15 protein-coding genes are annotated in these 15737 nt (G+C 57.6%); all 15 read right to left on the minus strand.

The window, feature by feature from the left end:
* The coding region (locus DEO48_RS10010) for a type VI secretion system baseplate subunit TssF (RefSeq protein ID WP_146198260.1) at nt 1-440 on the minus strand (440 nt) is incomplete at its 3' end.
* Between the two features lie 2 nt (nt 441-442).
* Nucleotides 443-1006, minus strand: a complete 564-nt coding sequence (gene tssE, locus DEO48_RS10015) for a type VI secretion system baseplate subunit TssE (protein ID WP_023312148.1) — start codon at nt 1004-1006, stop codon at nt 443-445.
* Complete coding sequence (locus DEO48_RS10020; RefSeq protein WP_109845061.1) at nt 999-1811, minus strand: type VI secretion system accessory protein TagJ; 813 nt, start codon at nt 1809-1811, stop codon at nt 999-1001. The genes tssE and DEO48_RS10020 overlap by 8 nt, the downstream gene beginning before the upstream one ends.
* A gap of 9 nt (nt 1812-1820) precedes the next feature.
* Entirely contained in the window at nt 1821-2819 is a 999-nt protein-coding gene (locus DEO48_RS10025; RefSeq protein WP_048977946.1) for a hypothetical protein, read from the minus strand.
* A 16-nt stretch (nt 2820-2835) separates the two neighbouring features.
* Nucleotides 2836-3633, minus strand: a complete 798-nt coding sequence (locus DEO48_RS10030) for a PP2C family serine/threonine-protein phosphatase (protein ID WP_023336024.1) — start codon at nt 3631-3633, stop codon at nt 2836-2838.
* On the minus strand, nt 3630-5393 hold the full coding sequence (tagH, locus tag DEO48_RS10035) for a type VI secretion system-associated FHA domain protein TagH (protein ID WP_109845062.1): 1764 nt from the start codon (nt 5391-5393) through the stop codon (nt 3630-3632). The genes DEO48_RS10030 and tagH overlap by 4 nt, the downstream gene beginning before the upstream one ends.
* 86 nt (nt 5394-5479) lie before the next feature.
* Complete coding sequence (locus DEO48_RS10040) at nt 5480-5833, minus strand: T6SS amidase immunity protein Tai4 family protein (protein ID WP_109845063.1); 354 nt, start codon at nt 5831-5833, stop codon at nt 5480-5482.
* 1 nt (nt 5834) lies between these two features.
* The gene (locus DEO48_RS10045; RefSeq protein ID WP_109845064.1) at nt 5835-6257 is read right to left on the minus strand and encodes a putative T6SS immunity periplasmic lipoprotein; all 423 of its coding nucleotides are present in this window, start codon (nt 6255-6257) and stop codon (nt 5835-5837) included.
* A gap of 67 nt (nt 6258-6324) precedes the next feature.
* Nucleotides 6325-6807 (minus strand): type VI secretion system tube protein Hcp, encoded by a 483-nt coding sequence (locus DEO48_RS10050; protein WP_008502640.1) that lies wholly within the window; start codon nt 6805-6807, stop codon nt 6325-6327.
* Nucleotides 6808-7488: 681 nt separating this feature from the next.
* Nucleotides 7489-8154: a hypothetical protein gene (locus tag DEO48_RS10060; protein WP_025913122.1), complete on the minus strand. Its 666-nt coding sequence runs from the start codon at nt 8152-8154 to the stop codon at nt 7489-7491.
* Between the two features lie 98 nt (nt 8155-8252).
* Nucleotides 8253-9752, minus strand: a complete 1500-nt coding sequence (gene tssC / locus DEO48_RS10065) for a type VI secretion system contractile sheath large subunit (protein WP_014884232.1) — start codon at nt 9750-9752, stop codon at nt 8253-8255.
* Nucleotides 9753-9755: 3 nt separating this feature from the next.
* On the minus strand, nt 9756-10280 hold the full coding sequence (tssB, locus tag DEO48_RS10070; RefSeq protein ID WP_008502644.1) for a type VI secretion system contractile sheath small subunit: 525 nt from the start codon (nt 10278-10280) through the stop codon (nt 9756-9758).
* A gap of 75 nt (nt 10281-10355) precedes the next feature.
* The gene (gene tssA, locus DEO48_RS10075) at nt 10356-11372 is read right to left on the minus strand and encodes a type VI secretion system protein TssA (protein ID WP_047741740.1); all 1017 of its coding nucleotides are present in this window, start codon (nt 11370-11372) and stop codon (nt 10356-10358) included.
* Between the two features lie 11 nt (nt 11373-11383).
* A complete protein-coding gene (gene tagF / locus DEO48_RS10080) occupies nt 11384-12100 on the minus strand; it encodes a type VI secretion system-associated protein TagF (protein WP_023312158.1) in 717 nt (238 codons plus the stop codon).
* 16 nt (nt 12101-12116) lie between these two features.
* A complete protein-coding gene (gene tssM, locus DEO48_RS10085; RefSeq protein ID WP_109845065.1) occupies nt 12117-15737 on the minus strand; it encodes a type VI secretion system membrane subunit TssM in 3621 nt (1206 codons plus the stop codon).

Here is a 15737-nt window from a genome sequence, read left to right on the forward strand (position 1 = left end):
TCGACCTTATCGATTTTCAGCGGCAGCAGGTTGACCTCGTGCGCCGTGGTATAGCTGCAGGTCACGCCGGTTTTTTTCAGCGCCAGGCTGTCCATCATGGTGCCGCGCGGCACAATGAAGCCTTTGCTCAGGTCGCCCCGGCTGCTGTCGGGTTCAATCTCCGCGATCGCCATCGACGGCGTGGGCGCGAGATAGTTAGGCGCAATCATCTCCAGCAGACGCTGGGAGAAGCGCGGAAACTCCGCGTCCATTTTCATCTGCACGCGGGAGGTCAGGAAGGCGAAGCCCTCCATCAGACGTTCGGTATAGGGGTCCGCCACTTCGATGCCGCGCATGCCCAGCCGTCCGGCGACTTTTGGGTAGCGTTCGGCAAACTCGGCCCCCATTTCGCGCAGGTAGGCCAGCTCGCGGTTGTAATATTCGAGCAGTTTACTTTCCATGATTACCCCGCATCTTTCAGTTCAAAATGGCCGTTTTCCAGATCGACATCGGTACGAAACAGAAACTCCAGCGGGTACGGCACACACCATAAACGCCCTTTGATCTCGATGGAGAGCACGTTGTGCAGATCCAGCGAGGAGGTATCAGACACGCAGCGTACCTGCAGCCCCTGCGGCAAAATGCGCGGCTCAAAATTGATGATGGCCTCGGTGAGCTTGCGCTGAATGTCGTGCCATTCGATATCCGACATCCTTTTCCCGGCCAGCGGCGCGACGCCGAAGTTGACCACCGAGCGCTTCACGTGCGGCAAGGCGCTCAAGTCGCCGGAGGCATCGTGGTTGATGGTGTTAAACAGCCACTGCAGATCGCGCAGGACGTTGCGCCGCAGGGCGGCGTGGGTGATCAGATTGCTGTTGGCCGACTCGCGCTTTTTTTCCGGGTCGTTATCGGTGAGACGATCCAGCAGCGAGGGCTGCATTTTGTCGCGCGCCCCCACCTTCTCCTGCCTGCTGCGGGCTTGCCAGCCGCTGCGCAGCAGATCGCCTTCGCCTGCGGGATTACTCATCGGCTCCATCCGTCGCAAACGTCACGAGGCTTAATGACAGCAGCAGGTATTCGCTTTGCTCGCTCAGCCAGGCCTTCTGGCCCCTGCCTTCGTAAAGAATGCCGTCTTCGTCGAGCGGCTGCCATTCGGTGGTGCGGCCTAATTTGACCGCATCAGTGGCATCGGCAGCAAATGGGTAACGCGCCGGGATCTGACACACCTGCTCCGTACCGTCGGTCAGGCGCACCAGCGCGTGACGCCAGACCAAATCGGTCACGCTGGCGGGCGCCTGGAAACGGATCTCCGCGATGGCGCTGAACGGCAGCCAGAAATAACGGCCGTTCACGATGGTTTCGCAGACCGGGCCGAGACGGGCATCGCCGTCCATCAGCCAGTCAAACGCCTGCGTCTCCTCGTTTTCGAGGATAATCTGGCCGGCGGTGGCCTCAGCCCGATCGAGGGCGTCCAGACGCAGCGCCCGGGCGCGCTCGCCCTCCTCGCCCAGCGCCGCGGCCAGGGTCGTCAGCCACGGCCACTGGGTTTCAGGCATAGCCGGACGCGCCTGTCCCGCCATCACCTGCGCGCGCTGCAGTTCGCCCTGAATGGATTGCTCCAGCAGCGTGACGGTGGGCTTCGCCTGAGGCTTCAGCGCCAGCCAGCTTTTCAGCTGGGTCAGCGCGCGCGTCCAGTTGCCGCTGAGGATTAAAAACTGCACGAACGCGGCGCGGAGGTCGGCATCTGCCGGACGGGCTTTGATTTCAGCCTCAAGGCGCGCCAGCGCATCGCTGAGCGACTCGCCCGCCAGGTGTTGATAGAGCGTATTCATAGACACTCCTTAATTCGCCGCGCGCCATGCGCCAACGGCCGGATCGCGCAGTTGAGGACGCAGGGTGTCAATCAGCACGATATTCAGCGGCGTGCCGGGTGCGACCCAGGCGCTCCAGGTTTTTTTCACCGCCGCGATACGCGCCTGCAGTTTTGCATCATCGCTGGCAATTTCACGGGAGATCTCCACCGCTACGGTGCCGTTGCTTTTCCAGCTATTCAGGGCGCTATCGTAAGGCAGGATCATCCAGCTCTGGTCGCTGTCTGGGGTGCTGAATACCATGCGCTCTTTGTTGACGGAGGTGATCAGCGCGTTTTCAGGATCGGCGCTTTGATTCAGACCCGTCACCGGGAAGCCATGAATGTAGGTCACCGCCATCTCTTTCTGTCCGCCGTTGCGGGACTGCGAAACCACGGTGTGTCCGCTCAGCCAGCTGCCGTTACCGCAGCGGGTGGTGTCAGAATCCGGAATAAAGAGCGCCGGAGCGGAAGCGCCCCCTTCCCAGAAGGTGCGCAGGTGGCAGCCGTCCTGCAGGGTAAATTCCTGCCACGGCGTGCGGTCAGCCGCGACGGTGCGGGAAGCCACGTTCTGGTCCGGCGGCAGCAGCGCGCCGCTGGCTGGGGTTGCGGTGACGGTCGCAGCAGGCGCGGCCTGCTCCTGTTTCACCACCAGCGCCCAGTCCTGCGCTTTGCCTGCCGTACCCTGCGCCAGCGTGGTACCCGCCGGATCGTTGAGCGTCCAGCTAAGCTTATTCACTTTGCTGCACTGGTGTTCCAGCAGGGAGCCAAGACGCGGCACAAAGTTCTCCAGCACGGAGACGTCTTTCTTACCATTCGCCACAATGCGCAGCGCCACCTCAGGCTTACACCAGCTCTGCGGCGTGTTGTCTTTGATGTTGTCGATCCAGATATCCAGCTTCTGCGCAGGAGACTGCACGATGCGGAAATTCTCAGCCTGCGCGGTGGAGGTGACCGCCAGAAGTGCCAAACCCGATAGCCAAAGTTTCATATCGTTCCTTGTGTGTCTAATCAGTTCCGCAGGGAAGAAATTGTGCTGCGTCAGAGAGGGTATGCAGCAAAGTGGTGTCCTGAGGGTTGCCCATCCATACCGCCAGGGCAGTATAGTTATCCTGAGCATTCCCCTCCTGTTCGCCATTCTTTTGAATGATTTGGTTCATTAAGGTCAGCCACTCCTGCGGCGTATTGACCATATGCAGCGACTGCTTCATTTGCTCTTCGCTAACGCCGTGCCAGAACCCGTCGGTGCAGAGTAAGAATGCATCGCCGTCTTCAACCTGCACCACGTCGCTGTAGCTCGCTTCCGGCCCGCCGTTTTCAATCCCCAGCGCGAGGTACAGCAGATTGCTGTTGAGATCGTCGGTCTGGTGCCCGGCGTCTTTCATCTGCTGCACCAGGCTGTGGTCGGTGGTCACATGCCACAGCCATCCCCGGCGAAACAGATACAGGCGGCTGTCTCCGGCGTGCGCCCAGTAGGCCAGACCGTAATCACGGTCAATGAACAGGCTGACCAGCGTCGTGCCCATCCGGCGATAGTCCTGAACGGCCTGCTGTTCGCTGAGGATGGTGCGGTTCGCCGTCTGCACGTAGTCGCGGATATGCTGCGCATTAAGATGTTTGTCGCCATCGAAGCGGGAGATAATGCTGTTGCGGGCCAGCTCTGCAGCCACCTCACCGCCCGGCAGGCCCGCGATGCCGTCGCAGACGACAAAGCAGGCTGAACGTTCCCCTATGGTTTCTCCCGTCTGATCCTGGTTGCTGGCGCGCGTCCCCTGGCGGGAGAGAGAAGCCGTTGCGATATTCATTTGTCTTCCGATCCGCTCTGTGAGTCTTTGTACTGATTCACCTCCATGTCGTACGCATGAAGGAACGCCTCGCCGAACAGGGTGTGGAAGTCATCCTCAATCTCGCCCGCCGTCTCGCCATAGCTGCGAACAAAATAGTCCCACAGGGCGGCTTTGCGGCTGCCCGGCAGCGCCAGACGAGAGGTCATCCCGTTCTGCTTCGCCTGCTCTTCCAGCTGTTCCGGGTTAAAGGACTGCAACATCGCGGCAATGATGGCGCGGATACCGGAGATCATGCCCAGCTGGTGCGCCTGTAGATCGATAAGCGCGTCGCGCACGGATTTGGTGGGCGGCATAAAGCCCGGCATTGGGGTGCCGAACATCTGGATCAGCACGGTTTTGCCGGTCGGCAACAGCTTGAACGGGTTATTGGCATCGTCCAGCACCATGGTCATATCGGCCTTCACGCCACGCTTGAGAATGGAGCGCGAGGAGAGCAGCGCCACTGTCCCCTGAGAGAACATGCCGAGGATTTGCCCGAGCTGACGCATATTTTCCCGGTCAAACTGCGGGACGGGCTGCATTTCGCTCAGACCCATGCCTTCCAGCAGCGCCTCCAGCAGCTCGCCCTGCAGCACTTCGCCCTTCTCACCGCTGTTCGCCGTAGCGGTTGGGGCGGCGGCGTTATTGACCGGGTCAATGCGCAGACGGCCCTTCGGGGCCTGAGCGCTGCTGCGCGCAACGGCCTGTGGCGTAGGCATGGTGAAGCCTGCGTAATCCGGTCGCGCGGGCTCTTCTTCAGCACGCGGTTCTTCCTGCGGCTCAGGGGCGAACAGCGGAGAATCGGCCAGCACGTCCTCTTCCTGCTCAGGTTCAGGCTCTGGCGCAGGCTTTTCGGCAATAATGTCATCCGGATGGGTCAATGGCGCGCCGCCCATCAGCCCGAGCGGGTCGTCATTACGCGCGGCTGGCGCGCTGGCCTTACCGCCAAACAGGGCCAGCGGATCGAGCTCATCCGTCGCCTCGTCTTCTGGCTTAACGGGGTTCGTCTCGCCCGGCGGCACCAGCGTTGACGGGGTGACGTCGTCAAAAATACTCTCTTTTTTGAACAACGCTTCGTCGCTGAACAGCGTGTCCGGATCAACATTCTTACGCTCGAGCTTTGGATCGCTGTCGTTGAACATCGCCAGCGGATCTTCAGCGTTACGCTCCGGGGCCGAAGGCTGGGAGAACGGATCGTGCGATGCAGCAGGCTGCGGTTTTGTACGGTTGCTGGAGATGCTGTCGGAGATGGAGAACTCCTGCATCAGGCTATCCCAGATCTCCGTTGGCACGGCGGTTGGCTCGGCCTTCCCGCGCGGTGCGGCGCTCGCCGGCTTCGGTTGCGCAGCGGGCGCGGGTGCGGCTGCCGGACGCGCCTGCTGATGCATACTGGCCGCCATACGGCTCACGGGCTGCGTATCGTGGATCAGTTCGGACACTTCGATACGGTAGTCATCAATACCGAGAATGTCGCCATCCTGCAGCTCAACCTGACGCCCTCGCTCCAGCGGAATGTCATTTAATACCACGCGGGTGACGCTGCCACGGTTGGTCACGCGGCATTCGCCCTGGGCGTCAACGTGAACAATCGCCTGCAGACGAGAGATGGTGCGGTCATTATCCGGCAATACCAGATTGTTATCCGTACCGCGCCCAATGGTGCCGCCCGGGGCGTAAAAATCACAGCTGCTTTGCGGCGGCTGATGACCGGGTTTCGTAGAAATAATCGTGAATCGCATGGCGTATTCCTGCTGGTATGATTAGCGCTCAAACGCTGCCGCTCTCGGGGCGAGAACGGCGGCGTTTGGGGGCGATTCCATTGGTTCTATTTTGCGGTTTTGAGCGGACGAATCGCGTCGCTGTTGGCGATTAAGCTGCACTTTAAAACCTGATATTGACCCGGTTCGGTACCACCTACTTTCTCTTTCAGTAAAGAAACAATCACCTTGTCAGCTTTTTCAAAATTCTCAGCAGGGAGATTGCTTGCTTCCAGCCATGCGGCCGCACTGGCCTCTGCATCATCTTTGAGACTTTTACTGTCCGCAATCTTACTGATGCATCGATTTTGCACCCAGTTTTCTAAGATTTGTTGCTGAGAAAAAGCACTCACATCAGGAAGTGTTTGGGAACAAGCAACGGAGGCATTTAAAACCAATACAAGCAGCAATAAACGTTTCATTTCAGGCTCCAGAAAGTTGCGTTGGTAGGAATAATTTAAACTGGCCTGAGGGACCTTCTTCTAAAATGAAACGAGCCGCATAACGAATAGAACCGTTTTTCCCTGACACTTTCAGAGCAATATCATATTCTCCCGCTTGCCACGTAATCCCCGTCCACTGATGACATTGTTGGGTCGTTAACGTCACCTCAGGGCTAAACGTTGACGGCGGCGATATCGCCTTCCATTCATTTCCCGCGCGTTTCATTATGGTGGGTGAATGACTGGTGACAGGCGCGTCTACCCCAGAGTTAGCAGGAATAGCAAAGCAGGGCTCATTGTTCTTTAGCGTAACCGAAAGTGACTGATATTGTGCAGGATGAGACACACAGGCGTTCGCCATTAACGTGACTGCAAACACACTGAATAACTTTTTTATAACCATGCCCGCCGATCCCAAGGGTTCTTGACGCTGATAAAGACCGGGGAAAATTCCCCGGCCACATGCGCAATTACGCTTCTTTGTTCTCTTTGATGTTCCAGCCAGCGCTACTTTCAGCACCTTTACCACCAGAAGTGGTCTGCTCCCAGTACTGCTGTTTCACTTTCGCAGCCTGGAATGCGTAGGTCACACCCACGGTGTCGCCGTTGTCTGCACCGGTGTACTGAACGGAAGTCACCAGCACATCTTCCAGCGTAATGCGGGAATATTCCACCTGCTGGCCGCCCGCTTTACACACGGACAGCTCAACCTTAGTCAGGTGTTTACCGCTGGCGCAGTGTTTCAGGATTGCTGTAGTGGATTTGTCGATCAAGGCATTAACGTGCAGATCGTTAAAGTTAACTTTACCGGCACCGCCGCCACCGCCAACGCTCATATTACCAGGCTGGGAAGCGCCCCAGGAGAAGGAGGTAATATCAGTCCAGCCGGTGTGGTTAGAATCTTTAGATTCGCCCGTAACACCCTCGACCTTCAGAAACATATCAATAGCCATAATATCTACTCTTCGTGGATGAAAATTATTGCTTTCGAAAAAGCACTAATATGGCAAACAGGAAAGCATGGGGCTGAATAAAACCGTCCATATTTTACCTCTGCCTCTAGCCTGACGAATTCGTACTTCGTACAGACTCTTCAGAGTGCCTGCAATTGCAACCACCCTAAATTTTGTTAGTTACACTTCATGGTAACTAAGCGCTAGACAATCATTCACTGTATCATCTAGAATATTTTCAATCGTCTATCATTCATCAAAGGCAACATAACATGAAGAAAATATTGTTATTAATACTTACCATTGTATTTTTAATTATCGCAATTTTCACAACTGTAGATCTTTTTCAGTCCGCCTGGTATGTATTTTCATTAGAAAAAGTCACTACAACTTCTGCAGGTTTACTTTTTGGAAAATTACTTTTCCTGCTGGTCATACTTTTAGCATTTTACTTCTCGCTAAGATTTTTGCGCAAATCAAAGCCTTGACTTTAATTTTTCCGCAAAATAGTAAATAGCGATAGATGCAACTAAGAGAATGATTAATAGAGCGGCATTTATCGTTATTTCCAAAATGGTTACCGACCAATCAAAAACAAAAATATAATAGCCAAGAGTTGAGAAAAAAAGCATAAATGAAACAATAAGCATGAGATAGACTATAACGTACTTTGATGCTCTTTCAAACACGAGTAGCTCCTGCTAAAAACTGACTAAAAATCTCTTTATCTATGGCACCATGACTCTGTTGGAAATTTATAGCTTCAATAAATGGCTTAACATTATCTTCAACGAGAAAATATAACAAATCTAAATCGCCCGCACCACGCAACTCATAGTAAACATTTTTGTTTAATTTTAATAGATCGTATGAGGCATAAACTGAGCGAGAAATTGAAGCCCCCACACTTAATACACCAGTAAGCCCTGCAGAAACAAGAAATCGCGGCACAATTTTTGAAACGAATAGCGTAATTAATTCATTTACGAAAACCATTTTAAAGGCTATACCACCTACTTGCGACCCACCGACTTTTAGGAGAAGTTCCTTAGATTGTTCTTCAGATAAACCAGACAGATATCGTTTGACCACTGTATTGATTAACCGACGCACATCTTCTGATGTAAGCCCTTTTTTTATTAAAGTTAACAATCTAATTTTATCTGTTTCATTTCGCCACCGATGGTCTGTATCCAGAAAATCTTTTGTTAACATCCATAAGTCTTCTGGAATTGACATAAAACCATCGACCGCGCTGCGAGCGAAAATTTCTGGGCCACTTTGTTTACGCGTATCAAAAATTTTCAGCATGCCATCTGCAATTTCTTTTGGTGAACTCGTTCCCAAAGTTGATTCCTCCTGAGGTTCATGAATGTCGATGGCTTTCTAGATGAATTTTGCCAATGTAGTTTACTTTGCCGGCCCTCCAGGGCCGGCACTCATCATCACGCGTCTTTCGTCTTCAGCGACGGCAGTTTAGATACCAGACGCAGGGAAACGGTCAGACCTTCCAGCTGGTAGTGAGGACGCAGGAAAAACTTCGCGGCGTAGTAGCCCGGGTTATCTTCAATCTCCTGCACCTGCACTTCCGCAGCGGCCAGCGGTTTGCGGGACTTGGTCTCCTGAGAGGAGTTCGCCGGGTCACCGTCGACATAGTTCATGACCCAGTCGTTCAGCCAGCGCTCCATCTCTTCGCGCTCGCGGAAGGAGCCGATTTTGTCGCGCACGATGCACTTCAGGTAATGGGCAAAGCGGCAGCAGGCGAACAGGTACGGCAGACGAGAGGCCAGACGCGCGTTGGCGGTGGCATCCGGGTCGTGGTACTCGGCCGGCTTCTGCAGCGACTGCGCGCCGATGAAGGCGGCAAAGTCGGAGTTTTTGCGGTGAACCAGCGGCATAAAGCCGTTTTTCGCCAGCTCGGCTTCACGACGATCGCTGATGGCGATCTCGGTCGGGCACTTCATGTCCACGCCGCCGTCATCGCTCGGGAAGGTGTGGCACGGCAGGTTTTCAACCGCCCCGCCGGACTCCACACCGCGAATCGAGGTGCACCAGCCGTACTCTTTGAAGGAGCGGTTGATGTTGGCGGCCATCGCATACGCGGCGTTCGCCCAGGAGTAGCTGTTGTGGTTCGCGCCGTCGGTCTGCTCTTCGAAATCAAAGCTGTCGACCGGGTTAGTGCGAATGCCGTAGGGCAGGCGCGACAGGAAGCGCGGCATCACCAGGCCCAGATAGCGGGCATCTTCGGATTCACGCAGCGAACGCCAGGCGGCATATTCGGTGTTCTGGAAGATCTTGGTCAGGTCGCGCGGGTTAGCCAGCTCCTGCCAGGACTCCATCTGCATCACGCCCGGTGCGGTACCGGTGATAAACGGACAGTGCGCCGCAGAGCCGATGCGCGCCATTTCACCCAGCAGCTCAACGTCCTGCGGGCTGTGGTCGAAGTAGTAGTCGCCCACGATGCAGCCAAACGGCTCGCCGCCGAACTGACCGTACTCCTGCTCGTAGATTTTCTTGAAGATCGGGCTCTGGTCCCAGCCCACGCCCTTGAAGCGCTTCAGGGTGCGGCCCAGCTCCTGCTTGGAGATGCTCATAAAGCGGATCTTCAGCATCTCGTCAGTTTCAGTATTGTTCACCAGATAGCTCAGACCGCGCCAGGCGCTCTCCAGCTTCTGAAACTCTTCGTGGTGAATGATCTGGTTTACCTGCTGCGACAGCTGCTCGTCGATACCGGCGATCAGGTTCTGAATGGTGCGGTAGGTGTCGTTGGAGAAAGTGACGGTGTTTTCCAGCGCCTGCTGCGCCAGCGTTTTAACCGCGCTTTCGACGGCTGAACGGGCCTGATCGGTTTTTGGGCGGAACTCTTTGTTCAGCAGCGCGCTGAACTCATCCTGGCTGAACGCCTGACCCGCCTGCTGCTCGTGTTGTTGAGTCTGGTTGCTCATCGATTATTCCTCGCTACCTTTCGCGCTTTCGTCATTTTTCGGCAACTGGCTCAGGGATTTGAGCAGTGTCGGATCCTGCAGAATTTTAGCGATCAGCTCTTCCGCACCGTTTTTGCCGTCCATATAGGTCAGCAGGTTGGAGAGCTGGGTACGCGCTTCCAGCAGCTTGTTCAGCGGCTCGACCTTGCGGGCCACCGCATCCGGCAGGAAGTCGTCCATGCTGTCAAAGGTCAGATCCACGTTGAGCTTGCCTTCGCCGGTCAGGGTGTTATCCACCTGGAACGCCACGCGCGGCTTAAGCGCCTTCATGCGTTCGTCAAAGTTGTCGATGTCGATTTCGAGGAATTTACGCTCGTCGACGGCCGGCAGATTTTCAACCGGTTTGCCGACCAGATCGGCCATGACGCCCATCACAAACGGCAGCTGAATCTTACGTTCTGCACCGTAGATCTCTACGTCGTACTCGATCTGCACGCGGGGGGCACGGTTACGTGCGATGAATTTCTGCCCACTGTTACTCATTGCCATGATGTTCTCCATCAAAGATGCGCGGTGAAGGTGAAACGGCAGGCTCCATGCCTGTCGTCATAATGCCTGGACGCGTTATTCGCGGCGCCCAAAGATGTTTTCAAGTTGGTTAACGCCGTCTGGCGCCAGGTCGCGAATAATGTCCATAAAGTTAAGTTCTGACAGCCGCTGCACCCGTTCAATCATCAGCGGTGCGGGGTGGCTCGGTTCGTACTGCGCAAAATACTGCTTCGCTTTTTCCAGCATCAGCTGCGCGTCGGCGCGGCTGGTGACCTGCACGCTGCGCCAGTCGGTCACCGGCTGAACGGGCTGCGCTGCCGTCGACTGCTGCTCGGCCTGGGGTTCTGCCTGCGCCTCGCGGTTCGGCAGCAGCTTGCTGATGTCGGTTACCTGACACGCGCTGGCGACCAGTCCGACGGTTTTCAGCAGCTGCTCCATCTCGGGCACGCCGCTTTCACCGAGATGCCCGGTGAGAAGCTCGCGAATCGCCAGCAGACGTTCGTTAATGACGATAACCGCGGCGGTGCCGGGCTGGTCGCCGCGGGCCAGCTCGTCAATCAGCCGTGGACGGCCGCCGGGATAGTCCGGACATTCCGTTTTGCTGCCGTCCAGCAGGGCCTGGGCATCCCGGAGCGAAATTTCATCGCCGTTTGACCGCAGAAGCGAGGCGTTTCGCACGGCGACGGTGAGGTCGGATTTATCGCTCAGCCCTGCCAGGGCGTTAATTCGGTAGAACGGATCGGTTTCGCCATACTCTTCCAGCAGCGGATAGAGCGTCTCCCAGTAACGGGCGATCGCCTCCTGCACCAGCAACAATCCGTCCGCGTAGCCCGCAAGCCCGCGGCGGCGCGTCCAGGCATGGGTTAACGCCAGCAGTACGCGAAGATCTTTGGTGCGGGTCAGCAGGCTGGTGGCGTATTTTTCCACCGTGTTCCAGTCAGCGGGCTCTGCCGGGATAATGGTGTCGCCAAACTGCTGTTCCGCTTTGCCCTGACTGGCCTGATTCATGATCTGGAAGTCGGCGTCGTACTCCAGGTTTTCGCCGCAGGGTTTTTCGGGGCTTATTGGCGCGAGAAATTCTTCGATATTCATGAGATCCCTGCTTATTCAAACATGGGCGGATAAAGACCGTGACGCCCCGGACGGGCGCCCCCTGCCGGGTCGAACAGCAGGGTGAAAAGCTGCCCGGTAAAGTTACCGCTGTGCACGTGGGTGTACAGCGGGTAGCCGTCGCAGCGGTTGGTCCACCAGTAGCTGGTCTGGCGCAGCGGATCAAAACACTCAGCCGCCTGAGGCCAGCCCAGCGTGCTCTGGCCGTCCTCGTCATAGCCAATCACATCAAGGATGTCGGAGCGCTTTTGTGGCTCGACGGGCTGCGGCGCCGGGATGGTCATCAGCATCTCATCCAGCTGCGAGGCGGAAAAACTGTTGCGCACCGCGTGCAGCCCCAGGCGCCCAATCTGCTGGTACCAGCTTTCGGCCTGGCTGAGCAGGCTGGTCGACCACTCTGACGGGGCGAAGCTCAGCTGAAGGCAAACCGGGTACTGGCGGCCAACGCTGTCGCGGCCCGGCAGCAGGCAGCCCATCTGGATCATCTGGCTGCCGAGCATGGGCGGTACCACAAAATTCCAGACTGGCGCTTTGTGAAACTGGCGCTCGCCGCTGCGCTGCTCTTCCTGCTGCCAGGCCAGCAGACCGACCTGGAACCAGTGTGACCACTGGCGCTGTAAAGTGTCAGGAAAGCGACGCTGCAAAAAATCTCCGGCGCTGGGTAACTTGCCATACCAGCTGTAGCGGTTCATCGCAGGGGTATTCGTCATACGGCTGTCCTTGCGGTTATGGGCATGAGAAACGGGGAAGCTGGAACGGGTTACGAATGCTGTTTGGCGCAAACTCCAGCGTGACCTGATGTCCGTCGACGTTGAAGGTGGCCTGACGGCTCAGGCTACCCGCGCCCGGGCTGGTGCTCGCTTTATCAAAGAAGCGGTTCAGCGCCCAGGCGCCGTTGGTGACCAGCGTCGCCGTGCTGCCGTTCGCCAGCCCCAGCTGCATGCGTACCTGGTTGGTGCCGCCCGGCCCCGGCCAGTTCATGATCTGCACGGCCTGCGGGCCGTGGCTGTAGCGCAGCAGCTGGCCGTCGACGTCCAGCGTCAGGTTCAGAATGGAGTTATCCATTCGCACGGTGCGAACCGTCACCTTGAAAGACGGCGTGGTTGCGCCGTTAGCAAAGAAAGCGTCGCGAATCGACTGGGCCTGTTGGAACGGTCTCAGCAGCCCTTCGCTTCCCGGCAGCGTTTTACCATCGATGCCCGGCATAAAGCGCCAGTTTGCCTGCGTGGTATCCACTTTATTGGTCAGATTGTCGCGGAAGAAAGCGTCCATCAGCCCGGTTCCCGGCGCAAACATGCGCGCGAGATCGTCAGGGGTGACCTCGGTGCTGGCGCTGCGCACCAGCGGGTAGCGACCGGCAATCGCCTGACGGCAGAAACCGCCCACCTCAACGTTAATCCGCTTCCGCACGTTTTCGAGGTCGCGGCGCTGGGTATCGCTGCTGGCGCCCACCGCCATATTGCTGAACATGGTTTGCAGCCCGCCCGGCAGACGACCGGCGCTGGCCTGCAGGCGGCTGATCGCCTCTCCGCCCGGTGCCGGCATGCCGCTGTTGGCCGCGTCCTGAACCGCGGTCAGGTAGCGATAGAGCTCATCCACCTGCTTGAGAAAATCATCAAACACGATGGTCTTCCCGCCCTTCTCCAGCGGCTGCGCCAGCTCAATCATCGGTGCGTAGTGGTCGGTGACCAGCTGTTCCGGTGCCTGGGTGACCACGGCGGCCTGGGTTGGCGCAGCGTCATTGTTGCTGAACAGCGCTTCCAGCGTGCGGGTGGCGCGGTTGCTCTGCGCCTGCGCTTTATCCGCATCTTCCGGCGCTGGCGCATTGCGTGACAGCGTCAGGACCTGGCTCAGGTTCTGCACCAGACGGCGCAGCGGCGAGTTTGCGCCGGAGAGCAGGCGCGCGGTGTTGATGCGCTGGGAAAGATCGGCGCTGTTATTGAGCTGAATGTCGGCGAGGAAGCGATCCCAGTTAGCGATAAAGTCGCGCATGTAGAGCTGGCGCACGGCGTTATCGATCTGCTGTTTATCCTCCTGCGCCGTCGCGGCCCCCAGCACCCAGGCGTCGTCCTCGTGCAGGGCGGAGGTTACGCTGTCAATCTGGCCGTTAAAGCTTTTCCAGTAACCGTCCGGCGTATACAGACCCGGCACGCCTTCGCTCACCGGCTTGCCGCTTTTGCGTGAAAACACCAGCTCGCTCTGCGGTCCGCCCAGGTCGGAAAGGGAGACCGGCTTGAGGTTGTCATCATGTTCCAGCAGGCGTTTGAGACGACCGTAAACGCGCGTGGAGAGCGGCTGCTGATTGATCATCGCTCTTTCGCGGGCCACCAGAGATTCATCCTGCGCGTACGGTGAGGCCTGAATTTTCGGTTCCAGCAGCTGCGTCAGGTGCCATTCAAGCTGCTGCAGCTGCGCCTTCGTGACGTTCTGCGGAAGATTTCGCTGCAGGTTGAGCATCACCCACGAATGCAGGAATTTACCGTCGTAGTGCTTTGGCTGATACAGCATCTGATAGGCTTTCAGCGCTTCATAGCTGTATTCCACGTCGCTGCCGTTGTCGTTGCGCAGCCAGGTGGTGATGTGCATGGCAACGGCAGGCAACAGCATCTGATCCAGCGCTTTCTGGTACAGCGACTGCGAGGCATCGCTGACGTCATCCCCGCGATAGAGTCCCATACGGCGGGATACGGGCGGATCGTTGACATCAAACGCGTCGCTTTTCGGCAGGTCAACCAGACCGTTCAGCAGCGGCAGCAGATCGAACAGGTCACGCTGGGTCTGGTTCTGCAGCGCCTTGCTCTGCTGATCCAGCAGCGGCACCTTCGCATCCACCTCTTCCAGATAGGCCTTGTTTTTGGCATAGCTGGTCAGCCACAGACCGCCGAGGATCACCAGCAGGGCCAGAAGCGCCGCGTAGCCGGACCAGATCACCGCCCGGTTGCGCAGCTCCCACCAGCGGTTTTCGCCCGCGATCCCGGCTTCCTGGAAGATGACGTTTTGCAGGAGGTTCTTAATGAAGAAACTCTGACCTTTTGCCCCCGGGATCGGCGCTTCTTTGCTGACCGAATCCCAGTTATCCGCCTCTCCCCCTTCCGGTAGCGACAGAGCGCGGTTCAGTTCGCCCATCACGCGGTCGAACGGCATGCCTTCCTGCGTCCCGCTGGCGAAGTAGATCCCGCGCGGAGAGAACTCGGTTTCGAAGTTGGAGCGGGCGAAGACCGTGCTCAGGTAGTCCGCCAGCAGCGGACGCAGCGCGGCGAACTCCTGCGGGAAGAGATACGCTTCGGCGCGGGTTTTCGCGTCATGCTCTTTCAGCATGGTTTCCGGCAGCCCGGCATCGAGGCGCTGCTGCAGCAGGGAAAACTCCTGCTGGAAGTTGCCCATCAGGTCGTAATCGGCGTGTTTGGTTTGCTCCCACGGCAGGGTAAAGCCCCAGATCTGGTCGCGCTGCGCTTTGTCGTAGTCGGCAAACCAGGCGCGGAAGCCTTTAAGCAGGTCGGCCTTGGTCACCATCACGTAGACAGGGAAGCGAATACCCAGCTGTTCATGCAGCTCGGACAGACGCTGGCGCAGGTTTACCGCCTGCTGGCGGGACGCCTCGGCGGACTGGGTGAGCAGGTCAGAAATGCTGATGGTGATGATGACGCCGTTAATCGGCTGGCGGCGGCGATACTTACGCAACAGGTTGATGAACTCCAGCCATTCGCCGGCGTCCTGTACCTGCTCGCTCTCCTGGGTGGTATAGCGGCCCGCCGTGTCCAGCAGCACCGCCTCATTGGTAAACCACCAGTCGCAGTTACGCGTGCCGCCAATGCCCCGCAGCGCGGTTTTACCGAAGCGATCCGCCAGCGGGAACTGCAGCCCGGAGTTAACCAGCGCCGTGGTTTTACCGGAGCCCGGCGCGCCGATAATGACGTACCACGGCAGCTGATAGAGATATTGCGTGCTGAAGCGCTGCGTCCACTGGGCGCCCTGGCCCGCCTTGCTGAAGTGCGCTTTTTTCAGCATCTGCGCGGCTTCATCAAAGCGGCTGGCGAGGATCTGCTCCTCGCTGTTCAGCCGCTTCTGCGGATCCGCCGCTTCCGGGCTGGCGGTGTTCTCTTTGAGCTTGTCCATCAGCTTGCGGTTCAGCCAGGCATTGTACAGGCGCGGCAGAATGTGGCCCTGCGCCCAGAGCAGATAGACCACGGCAATGCTGATAATGCGGTTCTGTTCAGACTCAAGCGGTCGGGTGTCCACGATGGACAACAGGGGACCAATCATCCAGATCACCGCCGCAAGCGCCGTTACGCCGAGGAAGCTCCACAGAATGCGGTTGGTCAAGATGGAAAGAAGTGTAGTCAGCAT

Source organism: Enterobacter sp. CGMCC 5087, assembly GCF_003144775.1.
GTDB classification, from domain to species: domain Bacteria; phylum Pseudomonadota; class Gammaproteobacteria; order Enterobacterales; family Enterobacteriaceae; genus Enterobacter; species Enterobacter cloacae_M.